The sequence below is a fragment of the Candidatus Leptovillus gracilis genome (assembly GCA_016716065.1).
GTDB lineage: Bacteria > Chloroflexota > Anaerolineae > Promineifilales > Promineifilaceae > Leptovillus > Leptovillus gracilis.
This window is the reverse complement of record JADJXA010000001.1, coordinates 352972-371561: the sequence shown is the minus strand read 5'-3', so window position 1 is coordinate 371561 and position 18590 is coordinate 352972. Positions and strand designations below refer to the sequence as shown.

The 18590-nt window shown below is 57.8% G+C and carries 14 protein-coding genes; 10 read left to right on the top strand and 4 right to left on the bottom strand.

Annotation, left to right across the window (positions count from 1 at the left end):
• Positions 1 to 112: 112 nt before the first annotated feature.
• Positions 113 to 1948 (top strand): hypothetical protein, encoded by a 1836-nt coding sequence (locus IPM39_01585; GenBank protein ID MBK8984767.1) that lies wholly within the window; start codon positions 113 to 115, stop codon positions 1946 to 1948.
• A complete protein-coding gene (gene rsmG / locus IPM39_01580) occupies positions 1945 to 2682 on the top strand; it encodes a 16S rRNA (guanine(527)-N(7))-methyltransferase RsmG (GenBank protein MBK8984766.1) in 738 nt (245 codons plus the stop codon). The genes IPM39_01585 and rsmG overlap by 4 nt, the downstream gene beginning before the upstream one ends.
• 56 nt (positions 2683 to 2738) lie before the next feature.
• Here the strand turns inward: rsmG and IPM39_01575 are convergent, their stop codons facing one another.
• On the bottom strand, positions 2739 to 4715 hold the full coding sequence (locus IPM39_01575; GenBank protein MBK8984765.1) for a response regulator: 1977 nt from the start codon (positions 4713 to 4715) through the stop codon (positions 2739 to 2741).
• Between the two features lie 52 nt (positions 4716 to 4767).
• Positions 4768 to 5991 carry a DNA replication/repair protein RecF gene (gene recF / locus IPM39_01570; GenBank protein MBK8984764.1) on the bottom strand — a complete coding sequence of 408 codons (1224 nt, stop codon included), beginning with the start codon at positions 5989 to 5991 and terminating at the stop codon, positions 4768 to 4770.
• A 429-nt stretch (positions 5992 to 6420) separates the two neighbouring features.
• On the opposite strand from recF, the gene IPM39_01565 reads away from it, so the two are divergent.
• The 8 genes from IPM39_01565 (at position 6421) to purB (ending at position 16653) form a co-directional block, all read left to right on the top strand.
• A complete protein-coding gene (locus tag IPM39_01565) occupies positions 6421 to 7296 on the top strand; it encodes a S49 family peptidase (GenBank protein MBK8984763.1) in 876 nt (291 codons plus the stop codon).
• 56 nt (positions 7297 to 7352) lie between these two features.
• Positions 7353 to 9935, top strand: coding sequence for a hypothetical protein (locus IPM39_01560; protein MBK8984762.1), 2583 nt, complete (start codon positions 7353 to 7355; stop codon positions 9933 to 9935).
• Between the two features lie 3 nt (positions 9936 to 9938).
• Positions 9939 to 10634, top strand: a complete 696-nt coding sequence (locus IPM39_01555; GenBank protein ID MBK8984761.1) for a response regulator transcription factor — start codon at positions 9939 to 9941, stop codon at positions 10632 to 10634.
• Between the two features lie 192 nt (positions 10635 to 10826).
• Positions 10827 to 12401: a sulfatase gene (locus IPM39_01550; GenBank protein ID MBK8984760.1), complete on the top strand. Its 1575-nt coding sequence runs from the start codon at positions 10827 to 10829 to the stop codon at positions 12399 to 12401.
• 20 nt (positions 12402 to 12421) lie between these two features.
• Positions 12422 to 13309 (top strand): prolipoprotein diacylglyceryl transferase, encoded by an 888-nt coding sequence (gene lgt, locus IPM39_01545; GenBank protein MBK8984759.1) that lies wholly within the window; start codon positions 12422 to 12424, stop codon positions 13307 to 13309.
• Positions 13310 to 13383: 74 nt separating this feature from the next.
• On the top strand, positions 13384 to 14865 hold the full coding sequence (guaB, locus tag IPM39_01540; protein ID MBK8984758.1) for an IMP dehydrogenase: 1482 nt from the start codon (positions 13384 to 13386) through the stop codon (positions 14863 to 14865).
• A 175-nt stretch (positions 14866 to 15040) separates the two neighbouring features.
• Complete coding sequence (locus IPM39_01535; GenBank protein ID MBK8984757.1) at positions 15041 to 15229, top strand: hypothetical protein; 189 nt, start codon at positions 15041 to 15043, stop codon at positions 15227 to 15229.
• Complete coding sequence (purB, locus tag IPM39_01530) at positions 15226 to 16653, top strand: adenylosuccinate lyase (protein ID MBK8984756.1); 1428 nt, start codon at positions 15226 to 15228, stop codon at positions 16651 to 16653. Before IPM39_01535 ends, purB begins: the two co-directional genes overlap by 4 nt.
• Before the next feature lie 9 nt (positions 16654 to 16662).
• Here purB and IPM39_01525 read toward each other — a convergent pair whose 3' ends face one another.
• Positions 16663 to 17313, bottom strand: coding sequence for a lysophospholipid acyltransferase family protein (locus tag IPM39_01525; GenBank protein ID MBK8984755.1), 651 nt, complete (start codon positions 17311 to 17313; stop codon positions 16663 to 16665).
• A gap of 466 nt (positions 17314 to 17779) precedes the next feature.
• Positions 17780 to 18583, bottom strand: a complete 804-nt coding sequence (locus IPM39_01520; protein MBK8984754.1) for a GNAT family N-acetyltransferase — start codon at positions 18581 to 18583, stop codon at positions 17780 to 17782.
• Between the last annotated feature and the right edge of the window lie 7 nt (positions 18584 to 18590).

The window sequence follows — 18590 nt, the reverse complement described above, 5'->3', positions numbered from 1 at the left end:
TTACTACTCGGTTGTTGACATGGCAAATCATAGCCCACTATTGGTAAGATAGTGTAGGCGTAAGGTGAAAATAGTTGCCCGCGGTGTGGGCATGGGGTAGCATGGCGCAGTGATGAGAAAGTTGACTAACAAGCAGTGGTGGAGGCGATACGGCCGTTCTCTCTTTATGCTCGTTTGGTTGTCGTTGTGGTTGGCCGCGTGTGACAACACGCCGGTTGTGGACGTTGTTGTGACCGAGGTTGTGACCATCGAAGGGTTTGAGGAAGTGGTCACCAAAGTGGTACGGCAGACGGCTACGCCGACGCCGGTGGTTATTACTCGGCGGCTGCCGGTGGTGTTGGACGTGGGTATGCGCGGGGCGTATCCTGGTCTTGATCCGCAAAAGACGGCCGATGACAATGGTCTGACCCTGGTGGAAAATCTGTTTGCCGGGCTGACCAATTTTAACCACGACACCAACACGGTAGAGCCGGAGCTGGCCAGTGGGTGGGAGGTTAGCCGCGACGGCCGTGTCTGGACCTTTTACCTGCGCGATGATGTGTTTTGGCTGCGCCCGCCGACTGGCGTGGTGGTGGAAGACAAACTGCCGCAGCCCCGTGTGCTCCGGCCGGTGGTGGCCGCCGACGTGGTAACGGCCGTGCAGCGGGTCTGCCAATCGGCGACAAAAACACCCGAAGCCTTTATCTTGTTTCTCATTGTGGGCTGTGAACAAGTGCATGGGTTAACGGCCGTGTCTCCCGGTGACCTGGACGCCATTGGCACCAAAGCCATAGACGAACATACCTTGCAAATCACCCTCACCAAGCCGGCCAGTTATTTCCTGACCATTACCAGCCTGACGCTGCTCAGACCGGTTCCTGGCGAACTCATCGCCGAGTTTGAAGACGACTGGCAGCTGCCGGAAAATATCTACACCAGCGGCCCATACCTGCTTACCTCTGGCAACTTGTCGGAAAAGCGCACCATTTTGCAGCGCAATACCGAATGGCCGCTGCCGCGAGGTGGCAACGCGGAAGTTGTTAACATTTTTTTCTTTGACAGCGACAATAGCATGGTCGAATTGTGGCAAGACAAGCAGTTAGATATTGCCCCCTTACCGGCCAGCAGCCGCGAAGATTTTTTGGCGCAATTTGCTCCCCGCGCGCGCATGGTTACAAACCAGACCGTTTTTTACATCAGTTTCAACTTTAGCAGCGGTGTATTTCGGGATGCCAATGTGCGCCGCGCTTTCAGCGCCGCCATTGACCGCGAGGCTCTGGCCGAGGATTTGTATGCTGGGCGGGCGCAGGCGATGCGCCATTTGGGGCCACCGGGGGTTGTGGGCGCACCGCCAATGGACAGCGTAGGCGTCGGGTACGACCCGGATTATGCCCGGCAGCAGTTGGCCGACAGTGGGTTTAGCAGTTGTCGTCTGATGCCGCCCATCCGCTTTGTCGTTAGCTCCTTAGACCTGTCGCTGCGCCAGGCCGAATTAATCCGCGATATGTGGATCAAGGAGCTGGACTGTACCGAGGAGCAAATCGTTCTGGAGCAGGTGCAGTTTGGCACCCTCTTGGCGAATACCCGCGTCGAGGCGGGGGATGCTCGCCCGGATGTGTGGGAACTGGGCTGGGCTTCTTATTATCCCGATCAACACAACTGGCTGAATGAACTGCTGCATTGTTCCGACAGCGAAAATCGAGCCGGACGGCCGTGTACCAACCTGGACGATCTGCTGCGGCAGGCGGCGCAAACGACGGATTTGGAGCAGCGTATTACTCTATATCGTCAGGTGGAGAATGGCTTTTTTGGCGAGGGGGGGGAAGCGCCGCTGGCGACGTTGTACGTGCGCGGCGATTATCGGATGCAGCAAAATTGGATTGGCTTTACACCGGCCCATTTTGGCGGCGAGCAGTACGACACGTATATCATTGACGCAGAATTGAAGCGCCTGGAGCGCAGCCGATGACCGCCGTCGCCCTGTTAGCTGCGCAAGCGGCCGCCTGGGGGCGGCCGTTAACGGCCGTGCAGTTGGCCCAATTTGCGTGTTATCTGGCGCTGCTGCTGGAATGGAATGAGCGGCTGAATCTAACGGCCGTGCGCCAACCCGAAGCCATTCAGCAGCGCCATTTCCTCGATTCGTTGACCTGCGCTCTGGTGACCGGGGATTTGAACGGCCGTGTGCTCATAGACGTAGGCACAGGCGCTGGCTTTCCGGGGCTGCCGCTGAAAATCCTCTACCCGGAACTGCAATTGACGCTGGTGGAAAGCGTGGCTAAAAAAACGGACTTTCTGCTGGTGGTGGCGGCAGAATTGGGTTTTGATGATGTGGTTGTGTTGGTGGAGCGGGCGGAGAATCTGGGACAGATGGGCGACCATCGGGAGCAGTATGATTGGGCTGTGGCCCGCGCCGTGGCTGAGATGCGGGTGTTGGCCGAGTATTTGCTGCCATTGTGCCGGGTAGGTGGGCACATGTTGGCGCAAAAAGGGGAAGCGGCGGCCGCGGAAACGGCTGCCGCTTCCGCGGCCATTCGCGTGTTGGGCGGCGGCGCAGCTGCTCTGACGCCGGCGCCCTCTGTGGGGCAGGAGAAGCCCCATTACCTGGTCGTTGTGCCCAAAATTGCGCCCACGCCGGCTGTTTATCCTCGCCGACCGGGGATGCCGGGGAAACGGCCGTTAATGAGCGGACAAGGTGACATCTGATAAGGTGACAAAGATGTCAGGTTATGACCTTTGCGAGGATAAAAACCTGGCGCTGCTCAGATCAGGTCCCGGATCGGTGTGCGGGCAACGGCCGTGCGGTACAAAATTTGCGGCGGCGAAATCCCTTTCAAGGCAATCGGACCAATTCGCTCGAAGGGTGTTTGCTGTGCAAACTGAGGCGCGATGTCTTGTAACGCCTGGTAAACCACCTGCGAGATGATGATTTGTCCATCTTCGGCCAGGTCTACCAGGCGGTGGGCGGTGTTCATCGGTTCCCCCACCATCCGGTAGCTCATACGTGATTCTGCCCCCACATTGCCCAACACCACTTCGCCCAAATCCACGCCGATGCCCAGACCCAACTCGGTGCCGGCCTGCTCATACCAGCCCCGGCGCAGGACGTTAAAGTCGCGCTGCATGGTGACGGCCGTTTGCATAGCGCGCAGCGGCGCGTCTGGCTGGTCGAATGGCGCGTTAAAACCTACCAGAATTTCGTCGCCCGTTAGCTCGAAGACTGTGCCATCATATTTCACGGCAATTTCCATCATCTGCGTAAAAAACTCATTCAGTTGGTTAATGGCCTCGTTTGGCTCAATTTTCATGATCATGCCGCTGGTCCAATTGCGTAGATCGGCAAACATCACCACCGCCCGGCGGCGCTCACGCCGCGACAGCAAACCGGGTTCATGAGACATCACATGTTCCACAAGACGCTGCCCCATATAGCGCGAAAACGTCTCTTTTAAGAGCTGCTGTTCGCGCCGTTCTTCGGCCAACCGCATCTCCTCAATCTTCTTGAACTCAGTCACGTCCTGAATGACGGCCGCGTAGCCAACTTCTTGAATGGCCGAGATGCTGGCGTACAACGTCTTGCCGTTTTTAAGCTGCACCTCTTCGGGGGCAACGCGGCTGGCTGCGTTCTCAAAAATAGGCAGCAGCAGATGAAGCTCCGGCACGTCGCGGATGGATTTGTGGGTCACTTCCTGGGCATCTACGCCAAAGAGCCGCTCGGCGGCATGGTTGATGCGCGAAATATGCCACTGCTCGTCGGTCGTGAAGATGGCATCGGTGGATTGGGTCAAGATTGCACCCAATTTACGCCGTTCTTCGCTGATTTCCGTGAAGTAGTTGGCATTTTCCAGCGCCGCGGCTACCGATGTGCCAATGGTTTCCAGCAAGGAGAGGTGTTGCTTATGAAAATAGCCGGTCTGTGGGTGGTTTAAGATGATGACACCCACGACTTGTTTCGGACTTAACAGGGGAACTCCAATGGCCGAGCCTTCTTCTAAGGGATCGTCCGGCAGGGTAATCCAGCGGTCGTCCTGTTGAATGTCTTCGATAATGTCACCCCGCTTGTGGCGAATCAACCAACCGCCCAAACCGCGCGTCATTACTTCCTGAGTAACGCGATCACTGATTTCTACGGGCGAACCGGCGCGAACAAGGAATTTGTGGTCCACCTGGCCGGTTTCGTTCAGCAGCATGATGTTGCCCTTGGTGGCTCCCACCGCTTTTTGGGTTTTGTCAATGATGGTCGCCATCAAGATGTCCGGGTCTAATTCGGCGCTGATGGCCTGACTGATGTCGTAAAGAAGCTGCAAGCGGTTGCGCTCTTCTTCCAACCCAACCCTGGCGCGTTTCAGGCGGATGAGGGTGCGCACACGGACAAGAAGCTCTTCCCGGTTGTGCGGCCGTGACAAAAATTCGTCGGCGCCGGCCTCAATGCCTTCGATGCGGTGTTTGATGTCGCGCAGGGCTGTAACCATGATCACCGGTGTGAGATGCGTTTGGCTGTCCGTTTTTAGCTGTTTACAAACGTCGAAGCCACTGATGTCGGGCATCATCACGTCAAGGAGGATAATGTCTGGGTCGGTTGCCCGAGCGATGTTCAAACCCTCGTGACCGTCTTGGGCTTGTAAAATCTGGTAACCTTCCATACCCAATTGGGAAGAGAGCAGGAGCCGGTTTTCCGGGCTGTCGTCAATAATGAGTACCGTGTCTTGGGCTTCGTAAAGATGTCCAGGTCTTTTCACAACCACTTCTCTTGTAGAACTGACAGGTTTTCGGAAGTTTATCGAGTCTTGATTATACATTGCCATTAAGTTGTACACGGCCGTTTGCCACCGTAAAGCTGGCGGCCTGTCGTAAAAAACTCTGAGTAAACATGGTAGGATCGGTGGCGGTCAGGAGAGCCTGGTTCACTCTAAGTACGTAAGCCAATAACAGCGCGCGCCGCTGTTCATCTAATTCTGCCACAACTTCGTCTAGCAGCAAGATGGGCGCATCACCGCTTGTTTGGGTCATCCAGTTGATTTCGGCCATTTTCAGGGCCAGGATGGCTGTGCGCTGCTGCCCACGTGAGCCATAACTGCCCAGGTGACGGCCGTTCAACTGGAAATACCACTCATCCCGGTGGGGTCCCACACTGGTGCTGCCCCGCGCCATGTCTGCCTGCCGGGCGGCGTCCACTGCCTGGCTAAACCGCTCTTCGACCGCTGCCAGACTGCGCTGCTTCTCTTGCAGCCATTGGCCGGCCTGGGTCAATGCCGCCAGCGAGCCATTTTGCGCCATCTCTTTGCTTTCCAGTCGCGGCAAATAGTGCAGGCGAATCGTCTCGCCGCCATCGGTTAGCTCTTCGTAATGAATGCGCTGCGCCTCGCGGGAAATCTGGTGCAAAAACGCGGCGCGGCGCGCAAAAACGTGGCTGCCCAACTTCACCAGCCGTTCGGTAAAAACGGGCAGCACTTCTACTGATCCGCTTCCTTCGGCAATCTGGCGCAGCAGGGCATTGCGCTGCTCTAAAATTTTGTTGTAATCGGCCAGATGACGGCAGTAAACGGGGTCCACCTGGCATAAGGTGATGTCGAGATAGCGGCGGCGCTGGCTGGGCGAACCGCTGATCAACTGAATGTCTTCCGGCAAAAACAGCACAACGCGCAGGTGGCCCAACAGATCCATCAGCCGTACCTTACGCCGGTCTACCAGAACTTCACGCCGGAAGCTGGTTTTGCCCGGCTGGGCGGTCTGGCTCTGTTCCAGAATCAGGCGCATTTCAACCTGCCGGGGGCCGCTTTGGGTGGACAGTTGGGCTTGAATACGTCCAACGACAATGGGTTCTTCGGTATGGGTGGCTTCCCAATGGATGAGCTGCTGGTCCTGTTCGGCTTGAGGCGAACGAGTGGTCGCCAGGTAGTAGATGGCTTCCAGTAAGTTGGTCTTGCCTTGGGCGTTGTTGCCATGCAACAGGGTAGGACCGGCCGCCAAGTCTAGTTCGAGACGGCCGTAATTGCGAAAATTGGTCAAAGACAAATGTGTGATATGCATGGATAATACAATGCCAGAATGAGCCACGATGGCATATCTGCATTCTAACATAAGCCATTCTAGCTGTCATAGAAGCCAACAGTTTATCTTTGAATGGGTAAAGTTGTTGACAACGGCCGTATTCCCGCCGCGCGGCAGGGAACAGGTGTTGCGACGGACCTGTCTCCATGCTATCCTTACCCCTTAAATTGGCAGGATCGGCGCTGCTTTCTAGTATCCGTATTCGGTATTCTGAAGGGCGCTGCCTATGGCAAACGCCGTCGGACTACGGATTACTGAATACGGACTACGGATTACCCACTTCAGGTTACGGTACTCGTATATCCTGCACTGCGACGAGCAAAGGGAATACGGTCTTCAAATGACCAATAAACGTGCCGGCGTAAGCCCTGCGCCAAACAACAAAGGTGTTCTATGGATGAAAGTAACAGATCAGATCGTTCCCCGTTAACCATTATCTTGCTTCTCATTCTGGTTGTGCTTCTCCCGTTGGGCCTGGGCATTTTGGCCGCCCCCCGTATCGTCCCTAAACCCCAAATTGGCGTCATTCGTCTCAGTTATGATATTGCCAGCGATACCGCCTTCGAGATTACCGAGCAGTTGGCTTATGCCCGGCAAGACCCGGCCATCAAAGCCGTCGTCCTGGTGATTAACAGCCCCGGCGGTTCGGCCGCCTACAGCGAAGAGCTTTTTTTGGATGTATTAGAGACGCGCCGCCAGATGCCGGTCGTGGCTTCCATTGATTTGCTGGCCGCCAGCGGCGCCTACTACATGGCCGCCGCCGCCGATGAAATCTACGCCAAACCCACTTCTAGCGTGGGCAGCATTGGCGTGATTGCCTTCTTGCCCGGCGATGTGTTTATCGAAGAAGATTTGCTGACCACTGGCCCATTCAAAGCCTTTGGCGGCACACGCGATGGCGCGGTTCGCCAGATTGAGCGGGCCAAATTTGCTTTTTTGCAGGCTGTGGAAACAGGGCGCGGCGACCGCCTGACCATTGATCGCCAGACGTTGTCGCGCGCCGAAGTGTATACCGGCGTGCAAGCATTGGAATTTGGCATGATTGACGGTCTGGCGGCTAACGAAGAGGTGGTGCGCCGCGCGGCTGAATTGGCCGGTATTCGTGGCTACGACACGCTGGAGTTGTATCCGCTGGCTTTCCCTAACGTGGCCGGATTGGCAACGGCCGTGCGCGTGGAACCATTGGATGTCGCCCGTCTTTGGGCTGCGCCCAGCAATCTGGCCCCCGGTCTCTATTACCGCCACGTGGAACCCTTTGCCGGCAATTAATTAGCTGAGCGTTTCTGGCTGTTTTTGGCGACAGATACTTGTCATAAGGTTGAACTATGCGTAAAGCGATTCTCCTCGTTATCATTTTTTTTGCCCTGCTGTTGGCTCCTTCGGTGGTGCGGTACGGGCAGTTTAACCGGCTGGCGCGGGTAGACCGGCCGGCCGTGCCGCTGTTTCAGGCGGTTGAGATTCAGGCGGTCCCCACGCCGGCCTCTTTTGCCTTTGTAGATGAGCCGGTTGTGGGCAGCGGCCTGATTTTATTGGACGAAGCCCATCGCAACAGCTTCACATTGGATGATATTAGCCACCTGGACGGCCGTTTATCTTCTCGTGGGTTTGAACTGCTGCACTACACCGGGGGCGACCTGGCCCGCCAACTGCGCCCGGTATCCGCCTTCATCACCATCACCCCTCTGGAGGCTTTTAGCCTGGCCGAAATTCAAGCCCTGACCCGCTTTGTGGATCGGGGTGGACGGCTGCTGCTGGTGGGCGACCCGACGCGCTTTGAGGTTATATTCGACGAAACAGACTTGTTCTCGTTCACTTATCAACTGGATACCGACCGCATTCCGTTGAACAGTCTGGCGAATGAGTTCGACCTGATTTTTAACGGCGATTATCTGTATAACACCGTAGAAAATGAAGGCAATTTCCGTAATATCATTCTGCGGCAAGACGGCCGTTCCGAAAACCCTCTGCTGGACAGCGTGACCCAACTCGCTTTCTACAGCGCCCAATCGTTACAGGTGGGGCCAACGGCCGTGCCCCTCATCATCGCCGACAACAACACCTGGTCATCGGCCACCGACCGGCCTGGTGGTCTGGCGGTCGCTGCATCTGGGCGCGACGGCCGTGTGCTGGCTCTGGGCGATGTCCATTTCCTCAACAATCCCTATGTCACCGTTTACGACAACAGCCGCTTCATCGCCCACATCGCCGACTTCCTCACCGAACCAATGGCGCGGCAGGTGACTCTGACCGACTTCCCCTATTTCTACGGGCCGTCGGTTAACCTGGTTTACACCGGCCAACCAGACCTGGGCGCAGGGGCGTTCGACAACATCATCGCCCTGCAAGACGCCTTCCGCCGGGCGGACATCGCGCTGGACCTGGCGGTTGAGCCACAGCCCAACCACGACGTATTGTACCTGGGTCTCTACAACCAGGCCGACGACGTGGCCGACATCCTGGCCTCGGCTGGCGTCAGCCTGACCATAGAGCCGCCCATCCTCACTGCCGCTCAGGAGAAACAGTTGGCCGATGACGCCGCCGATGCCGAGCCAGACGATGCCGATGCAGCAGACGACGCCACCGCCGAGCCAGAGCTGCGTCTGATTCAATCCGCGTTGGGCAACGTGCAAATGGCCGGTACGTCGTTGATTGTGTTGGCCGAAGATGAAGACGGCCGTCGCACCGTTGTTGTGTTGGCGGCCAGCCGCGAAGGGCTGGAAAACAGCCTAAACCGCCTGCTAGACCTGATCCCGTTGGACGCGCAAGCTGCCCTGGGCGGCTGTCTGCTGCAAGACCCCATCGCCCTCTGCCCCACCAACGTCGCCGCAGAAACGGTCGAAGCCGAACTGCTCACTGCCGACAGCAGCGCGCCAGCCAGTTCCGACCCTGAGACCCCCGGCGAAACTTCCGGCGGCGGCCAGGCGGCTGAAGACATTGATGCCGAAATCCAGGGCGATATTGGCCTGGGGCAAACCGTAGAAGGCGAATTGGAACCGGCCGTCGCCCATGGCTGGCTTTTCAGTGAAGGCCCGGCCGTCGTAGACATTGCTGCCACCAGCGAAGAGATGGACCTGGTCATTGAACTGTACGGTCCCGATAACACCTTGCTGCAACTCGAAGATGGCACGTTCAGCGGCGAGGCTGAAGAACTGTCAGGCATAGACATCCCCGATGACGGAACCTATACCATTGTCGTGCGCGACTTTTTTGAAGGTGGCGGCGCTTATACCCTCGCCGTAAGCGAAGGCGAACTGGCCGAAGGCGGCCAGCCCGGCGAAGGGATTTTCTTGTTTGTGCAGGACGATGGCGACCCGCTGAACGGCGGCGTTTCCAGCGGCGACGCCCTGCTGGATTTGCTGCTGCCTCGTTTTGTGGTGACCACCTGGACGGCCAGCGCCGATGGCCCGCTAGAAGAAGGTATGCTAGATGGCTACGCCCTGGTCATTTGGGATACCGGCGATTACCAGAACGAAGATGGTTTTTTTGATGCGAGTACGGCCGTTATCCTGGACTATCTCGACGCCGGCGGTTCCGTTTTTGTCACCGGCTCGGCTCCCTCCCTGTTTAGCAGCCTGCCCCTCGCACCCATCGCCGATGTCCAGGTCAGCGGCAGCGACCCTGTCTTGCTGGATGGCCTGACCCCCGGCGACATCTTCCCATTAGACCAGACTTACGACGCCATCCTGTCCGACCTCCTCGGCGGCCTCTTTACCGACGACGCCGCCGACTTTTTTCTGCGTGGCCCCGCCAGCGACACACCAGACGCTGTGGCCGGTTTTGCTGTGTACGATGAAGAGTTTGATCAACGAACCGTGTTTGTGATGTTCCCCTTTGTCGCCCTGCCGCCCGACGTGCAGGCGACGCTGTTAGGCAACATCCTCGCCTGGTTTGGCCTGGGTGGCGATTAACCTATGAGCCAGACAATCCTCATCGTGGACGATGACACGGCGCTGGCCAAGACCATTGAACATATTCTTCTCAGAAGCGCCTACAAGACGCTGGTAGCCTACACCGCCGAAGATGGCCTGGACCTGGCGCGTACCGCCGCGCCTGATCTGGCCCTGTTAGACGTGATGGTTCCCAGCATGGGCGGCTGGGAATTGTGCCGCCAGATACGCAGCTTTACTGACATTCCCATCATCTTCTTAACAGCCCTGGGCAGCGTGGACAATGTGGTGCGCGGCCTGGAAATGGGCGCCGACGATTACATTGTCAAGCCCTTTGATCAGGCGGAGATATTGGCGCGGGTGATGGCCCATTTGCGCCGGTCTGGCGGCAAAGACAAGGCCAGAGCCGTCAGCCGTTATGAACTGGCCGATGGCGAATTGATCGTGGACCTGGCAACCCATGAGGTGTTTGTCGCCGGCGCGATTGTTGAGCTGACTCCCCGCGAGTTTGATCTGTTGGTGGTGCTGGCCGAACATACCGGGCGGGTTGTCAAAACCGAGGAGTTGGCGCGGCAGGCATGGCAAATGAGCGACGTGGCCGCCATTGACAACGTGAAGCCCTACATCCATTACCTGCGCAAAAAAATAGAGGCGGACCCGGCCGCTCCGCGTTGGATCAAGACCGTGCGGGGGGTTGGTTATCGTCTGGCGGCAGAGTAAAATCACCGGAGTCTGGTGGAAATAATGCCAAACCATCGCCCCCCATTGGTTGTGAACCAGAACGCCCGCGCCAGTGAAATTGACGTGGCGCAAAAATAGTTAGGAATGAAAATTAACTAACATACGGAAGATTGGACAAATCTCAGAAGATTTGTCCAATCTAAGCCCATCCCGACAGTGATAGCGCAGTCTATGAAGAAACCCGACATCGTTTTAATTGTGTTAGATACACAGCGTGCCGACAGGATCGGCGCGTATGGTTATAAACCAGACCTGACCCCCAATCTAGATCGTTTTGCCAACCGGGGGGTTGTTTTTGAACAGGCGGTTTCCCCGGCTCAGTGGACCATCCCCAGCCATGCTTCGCTGTTCAGCGGGCTTTATCCCACAGCCCATCAGGTAACGCAATCCTCCCATACGCTCAGCCCGGACATCCCCCACCTGGCGGAAGTATTGAGCGACGCCGGCTACCAGACGATAGGTTTTTGCAACAACCCGCTGGTGGGCATTCTGAACAACGGCTTCAAGCGGGGCTTCCAGACGTTTTACAATTATGGTGGCGCGTTTCCCAGTTTGCCGAAGAGTGCGTCACCCTGGCCGGCGCCGGTTGACCAACTCATCGAGTGGTACACGCAGTTCTTGCGGCGTATTTCCTACCCGGTGCAAAACTTTTTTGGCCGTTCGGACCTGGCGTTTCGCTTGTCGCTGAATAGTTGGACAACGCCGTTGTGGTCTAAGTTGGCGAATTTTAAGGGGCAGAATGCCCGTTCAGTGCGCGATGTAAGCCAGTTTTTGCGGGAACGGGAGAAGCAGGAGACGGAACGGCCGTTATTCCTCTTCCTCAACCTCATGGAAACCCACCTCCCTTTCTGGCCGCCCGGCGATGTGGTGGACCGCGTGCTGCCCTATTTCCGCCACAGCAAAGAAGCCCGCGACATTATGCGCACCTGGAACCGCGAGGCGTACCGTTGGGCCGCGCCGCTGGCCGAGCCGCTGGGCGAATTGGAATCGCGCGTCCTGAACGACATGTACGACGCCGAGGTAGCCTACCAGGATGATTACCTGGGCGAGTTGTTGGGCGTGTTAAACGGCCGTTCCCAGCACGCCGACACCCTCACGATTATCGTCGCCGACCACGGCGATGGCCTGGGCGACCACCAACACTTCGGCCACGCCTTTGTGGCCTACCAGGAATTGGTCCATGTGCCGCTGATGATGCAGTGGCCGCGCCGCCTGTCGCCCAACCAACGGCTGGCGACGCCGGTGAGTACCCGGCGCGTGTTCCACACCATTTTAGACGCCGCCGGCCGCCTGCCGGAAAAAGCCAATCTGGACCCGGTGCGGGTACATGGCCTGACGCTGCTGAACACAGTGGACGGCCGTGATCCCGAACAAGGTACGGCCTACAGTGAAATTTATCCGCCGCTCAATTTTGTCCAGGCCATCGAAAGCCGCCAGCCCCAGTTATTGACCCAATTTCGCTGCCTATCGCCGCGGCGGGCGGTGGTGCAGGCCAGCGGTGAAACCACCTTAAAACTGGTGCAGGTAGACGCCATCCCCGACGCGCTTTTTAATTTGGCGGCCGATCCGCTAGAATTGGACAATGTGATGAGCGCGCAGACAGCGGAAACGGCCGTGCTGAACCAGGCCATCGAGCGCTTAGCCAACAACCTGGAACGGCAGCGCGACACGCTCTCCGCCGGCGCGGAAATCGAAATGGACGAGCAACTGCGCCAGCAATTGCGCGCTCTGGGCTATATTGAATAAATGAGATTAAGGAACCCACAATGTTAGATGGTATACAAATTGACCCCATAGCATTCACCATTCCCATTGGCGATGGCTTCGCCATTTACTGGTACGGCATCCTGGTGACGGCCGGAATACTGGCCGGTATCTGGTGGGCCAGCCGCGAGATCGAAAAACGAGGCCAGAGTGTGGATGATCTGCTTAACGCCGCCATTCTGGTTATTTTTTCCGGCTACATCTTTGCCCGGCTGACCTATGTCCTGCTAGACATGATAGATGGCGGCCAATACACCTCGTTTATGGACATCATCAACATCCGTCAGGGAGGCGTCAACATCCTGGGCGGTTTCGTTGGCGCGGCCGTGGTTGGCACAGTTTACGTGCAGTGGCGGCGGCTGAAATTTTGGCATTACGCCGACGTGGCCGGCCCGGCCCTGCTTCTGGCGCAGGCCATTGGGCGCTGGGGCAATTTTATCAATCAGGAGTTGTATGGCCCGCCCACCACATTACCCTGGGGGATTTTGATTGAGACCCCACATCGCATCGCTCCTTACAACAATCTGGCGACTTATCCTTTGGAAACCCGGTTCCACCCGACGTTTTTGTATGAGTCCATTGTGTTATTTATTGGCTTTGGCTTGTTGGTGTGGCTGAACGGCCGTTACCGCGATGTTTGGGCTACCGGCACACTATTTGGCCTTTTCCTGGCCTGGTGGGGCGGCAACCGCGCCTGGATCGAGCTGTTCCGGCCCGACCAGACGGCCGTTGGCAGCACCTTCATCACTTACTCCATGCTCGCCGCCCTGGGCCTGGCGTTGGTTGGCGTGTGGATTGTTTTGTCCCGCAACGATAGACTGCCGGCCTTTTTGGACCGCAAGAAATCGCGCGTCTACAAGCCCAAACCCCGGCGCGAAGCCGGGCGGTAAACCTCAGGCCAATAGACTTGAGCCATTCACCGCCCACTTTTTTCTCTGGCAACCATTCTTGGGGAGGTCAACTCATGGAAATTGAACAAAAAATATCTGGTCTGGCATTAACGTTCGACGACGTGCTGTTGGTTCCAGGCTATTCCAGCGTGCTGCCGGCCGATGTCAGCTTGCGCACCCGGCTGGTGCGCGACATTTACCTGAACATTCCTGTCCTCTCGGCGGCTATGGATACGGTCAGCGAAGCGCCCATGGGCATTGGATTGGCCCGCATGGGCGGGCTGGCGGTCATCCACCGCAATCTGGCCCCGGCCGACCAGGCCGCTGAGGTAGACAAAGTGAAGCGCTCGGAAGCTGGCATGATCGTGGACCCCATCACCCTGAAGGCCGACGATACCCTGGCCGACGCCGAAACGTTGATGAGCCGTTACCGCATCTCCGGCGTGCCCATCACCGATGATGACGGCCGTCTGGTGGGCATCCTCACCAATCGCGACGTGCGTTTTGTGGTGCCCGGCGAACAAAAAATAGCCGAATTCATGACCAGCGAACACCTGATCACCGCCCCGGTGGGCACAACCCTGACGGCGGCGCGGGAGATTTTGCACACCCACCGCATCGAAAAACTGCCGCTGGTGGATGGCGACGGCCGTCTGAAGGGTCTCATCACCGTCAAGGATATTCTCAAGAAAATTGATTATCCGAACGCTGTCAGCGATGACAACGGCCGTTTGCTGGCCGCCGCCGCCATTGGCGTGGGCGACAAGGGGTTGGGGCGGCTGGAACTGTTGGTACAGGCTGGCGTGGATGTGGTGTTGATTGATACCGCCCACGCCCATACCGCACTGGTGCTGGCGACTCTGGAAGAGATTAAACGCCGCTACCCGGACCTGCCGGTGATTGGCGGCAACGTGGCCACGGCTGCGGCCGTGCGCGACCTGGTCCACGCCGGGGCCGACGCCGTCAAGGTGGGCATTGGCGCTGGCTCCATCTGCACCACGCGGGTGGTGGCCGGGGCCGGCGTGCCCCAACTAACGGCGCTCATGGACTGCGCCGCCGAGTGCCACCGGCACGATGTGCCCTGCATCGCCGATGGCGGCATCAAATACAGCGGCGATATTGTCAAAGCGCTGGCTGCCGGGGCCGACGCGGTGATGTTCGGTTCGATGTTGGCCGGTCTGGAGGAAAGCCCTGGCGATGTGTTTATGTACGAAGGCCGCCGCTACAAGGTATATCGCGGTATGGGCAGCCTGGGGGCCATGCAAGGCCACGGCGCCGACCGCTATGCCAGCGGTGTAAAAAGCAAAAGCGAACGAGATAAATTGGTCCCGGAAGGGGTGGAAGGTCAGGTACCGTATCGGGGCAAATTGGCCGACATCCTGTACCAGATGATGGGCGGTCTGCGCTCTGGGATGGGTTACGTAGGGGCGGCAAACCTGCCAGAACTCCAGGAAAAATCCCGTTTTGTGCAGATCACCAATGCCGGTCTGCTGGAAAGCCATCCGCATGGTATTCTAATCACCAAAGAAGCGCCGAATTATCAGGCGAGGCGTTAGGGGATGTTTTCAGTGTTCAGTGTTCAGTTTTGAGTGTTCAGTTTTGAGTGTTCAGTGTTCAGTTAAGTGGTGCTTCTTACTGGATACTGAATACTGGATACTGAATACTGTATACTGTATACCGATTACTGAACACTAAAATCTGTTTTGCGTATCGGGTGAGGAGTGTTGGGTCATGGTGAAGGGGAAAATAAAGCTCACCGACGAGCAAGAGAACAAAAACGCCGAAATTTTGTCGCGCCTGCGTGAGGAACGCAGCCGCCTGGCGGAAGAGACACGGGCGTTGCAGGATGAGGTGAAACGCAAGCCGGGTCGTAAACGCCGGAAGCAAACACAAACGGCCGTTGAGGAATCATCTGAATGAGCTTTGACCATCAAACCTATATCTCGCCATTTTCCTGGCGTTATGGCAGCCCGGCCATGCGCCAGCTGTGGTCGGAAGCCCACAAGCGGCGGTTGATGCGGCAGGTGTGGGTGGCGTTGGCGGCGGCTCAGCACCAGGCAGGGTTGGTAACGGCCGTCCAGTTAGCCGACCTACAAAACCACGCTGACCAGATAGACATCGCCCGCGCCCTGGAAATTGAGCAAGAAACGCGCCATGACGTGATGGCCGAAATTCGCGCCTTTGCCGAGCAGTGCCCAGAGGGCGGCGGCGTCATCCACTGGGGGGCGACCAGCGCCGACATTACCGACAACGTGGACGCGCTTCGCCTGCGCCAGGCCACAGACTTGCTGTTGGAACGGCTGGCGGCGCTGCTGGAGCGGCTGGTGGAAAAAATTGAGGCAACGGCCGTGCTGCCCACCCTGGCCCATACCCACATCCAACCCGCCGAACCCACCACCCTGGGCTATCGCTTTGCCGTCTATGCCCAAGATTTGCTGGAAGATTTCATCCAACTGCAAAACCTGCGCCAAAATTTGCGCGGCAAGGGGCTGAAAGGCGCCGTCGGAACCCAGGCGGCTTACCAGGATCTGCTGACCGGCTCTGGCACAACGCCGCAGGCGATGGAAGCGGAGGCCATGCGGCTGCTGGGGCTGCCCTACTTCCCCATCGCCACCCAAACCTACACTCGTCAGCAAGATCTGCGCGTGCAGCAAGTATTGGCCGGCATGGCCGCCTCGCTGCACAAATTTGCCCTTGATTTTCGCATTTTGCAGTCGCCGCCCTTTGGCGAATGGGCCGAACCATTCGGCCAAAAACAGGTTGGCTCGTCGGCCATGCCGTTTAAGCGCAACCCCATCAACATGGAAAACATCTGCTCCCTGGCGCGTTATGTCGCCGGGCTGCCGGCCATCGCCTGGGACAACGCCAGCCAGGCCATCCTGGAACGCAGCCTGGACGATTCGGCCAACCGACGCATTTTCCAGGCCGAGGGCTTTTTGGCGACCGATGAGATGCTGCTGCGCGCCGAGCGCGTTGTGGCCGAGATGGTGATTGACCAGGCAGCTATCGCCAGCAACATGGCTGTGTATGGCCCCTTTGCGGCGACCGAGCGGGTGTTGATGGCGTTGGTGGCCGCCGGGGCCAGCCGCCAGGCCGGGCATGAATGGATTCGGGCGGCCAGCCTGCAAGCCTGGGAGGCGTTGCGGCGTGGTGAGGATAATCCATTGGTGGGTTTGTTAGCCGGGGATGAGGAAATCGGCCGTTTTCTAACGGCCGTGCAGGTCCATGAGTTGATGGACGCCTCGGCCCATACAGGCACGGCTGGGGAGCGGGCGCTGGCCCTGGCCCAGACGGTGCGCATTTTTTTGGGTCGGCGCGGTGGTGGGGTGCGGGGTCTGGGCTAGGAACGGCCGTTACGCCGGTGCTTTTGTGGTGAAAGAGTGCTGCTGATGCCGGGCAACCACCCCATCGTAAAAGGATTTGATGATAGGTAAATCGGCTTCTAGATCACCGCTGGGTTTGAAGGTGGGGCCAAAACGGACGGATTTACGGCCGTAATCAAACGCCGCCACCACCACCGGCACATCTGCGCCCTGGGCGATGTGGTAAAACCCGCGTCTCCATTCACGTACTTTGCCGCGTGTGCCTTCGGGCGTAATGCACAGAACCAGTTTTTCTCTTTCCTTAAAGCTGCTGATAGCCTGATCTACCGTGCCATTTTTAGCGCGCCGATCAACCGCCACCCCGCCGAGCCAGCGCATGATGCCGCCAAACGGTTTTTTGAACAGTGTATGCTTCGCCATCCACGAAATGCGCACCCCCAACGCATAAGCGGTGAACATCACCAAAATCCAATCCCAATTGGATGTGTGCGGGGCGCCGATAATCAGCATTTTATCGGTATTGGGCACTGTGCCTTCGATTTTCCAACCAAACAGGCGCATGGTCAGGCGGGCAAAGCTGCGGGCAAGGGGTCCGCCGCGCCGCGGGACGTGTTCGCCTAACTGTGGCACGATGGTTTCGCCCGCTGGTGGAAGGTAAGTAATATCATTTTCTACGGTCATGTCATATCCTCAGATTTTATACTCGCAAAGGCCATAATCTGACATTTTGTCACCTTGTCGGATGTCAGCTTGTCGCCTTGTCGAGTATGGTTAGCGCCAATGACCGGACTCGCCCTCCGGGTGTTTATTGGCTCCCCGATATTTTTTCATAAATTGCTGTATTGTCCAATAGTTCTTTGCGTCTACCAGGAGTGTGGGGAACTTACCCTGCACATCTTTGTATAAGTTTTGTAGGTGGCCGATGTCGGCTTCTTTGTCGCCGCTGGGCCAGAAAATGTTGTTGAAGCGCACTTCTTTACGGCCGTCATCCCAAAATTTTCGAACAGGTGATCGGCCATGTGAATCTCCATTTCTCTGGGAGCGCGTCGCTCTTCCATGTGTCATAACACGGAATGCGCCCAAAAGTGGCACGGAAAATCCGAATTGTAGCAGTGCGGATGGTTGGATGGTCGAACTCTTTTTCTGGTTAAGCCGGGTGGATGGGTAGGGCTGCGCCGTAGTTCAACTGTGCGCCTACCGTGACAAAGCCCAGTTTTTCGTATAAGCGCTGTGCGCCTTCGGCGGCCGAGAGCCAGCAGTGGGAGTAACCAACGGCCGTATACTCCGCTAACAACTGTTGGCACAAGGCAAAGGCCAGACCGCGCTTGCGCCGCGTGGACGCGCTCCAAACCCCGGCAAGTTCGCCGATGCCTGCGCCTATTTGGATGACTGCCCCGGAGACCATTTCGTTGTCTTGGAGGAGGTAAGCGCCCAGAACGCTCCTGTTGGCCAGCCCATTTTGTAGATTAGGCAGCCAATCCATCGCTTCCGCTGCGCCGGTTCCGCCGTAGGCCAGGCTCTGATGGCGGAGATAGGTTCGCAGCAGGGCTTCGTCGTCGGGGAAGAGGGGGTGGTAGGTGGCCGGGGGCGGCAGCGCGGGCGGCGGCGACAGTTTTGCCATGTCCAGCGCCATGACGGGCGCGCGGCTTTCGCAGACCAGGCCGGCCTGTTCCAGGGCGGGGGCCAGGTCCGGGTGTAGATCGGCGATGTATTCCAGGCGCGCCCGCTTGTGATGTTGGGCGAAGGTGGCCTGCATTTCGGTTACGGCCGTGGCCCATTGGCGGGGGGCTTCTGGCAGCGGGATGGCAAAGCTGAGATGGTCTAGCCGGCGCGGGGAGATGAAGATTTCAAAGTGCGCCTGGGTGATGACGGTGCGTTCTTGCCGGCCTACCGTACGGATGTTGGCTTCCAGTTGGTTGAGGATGTCTGGGATCATGGGGGTGTTTCGCATTCCGTAA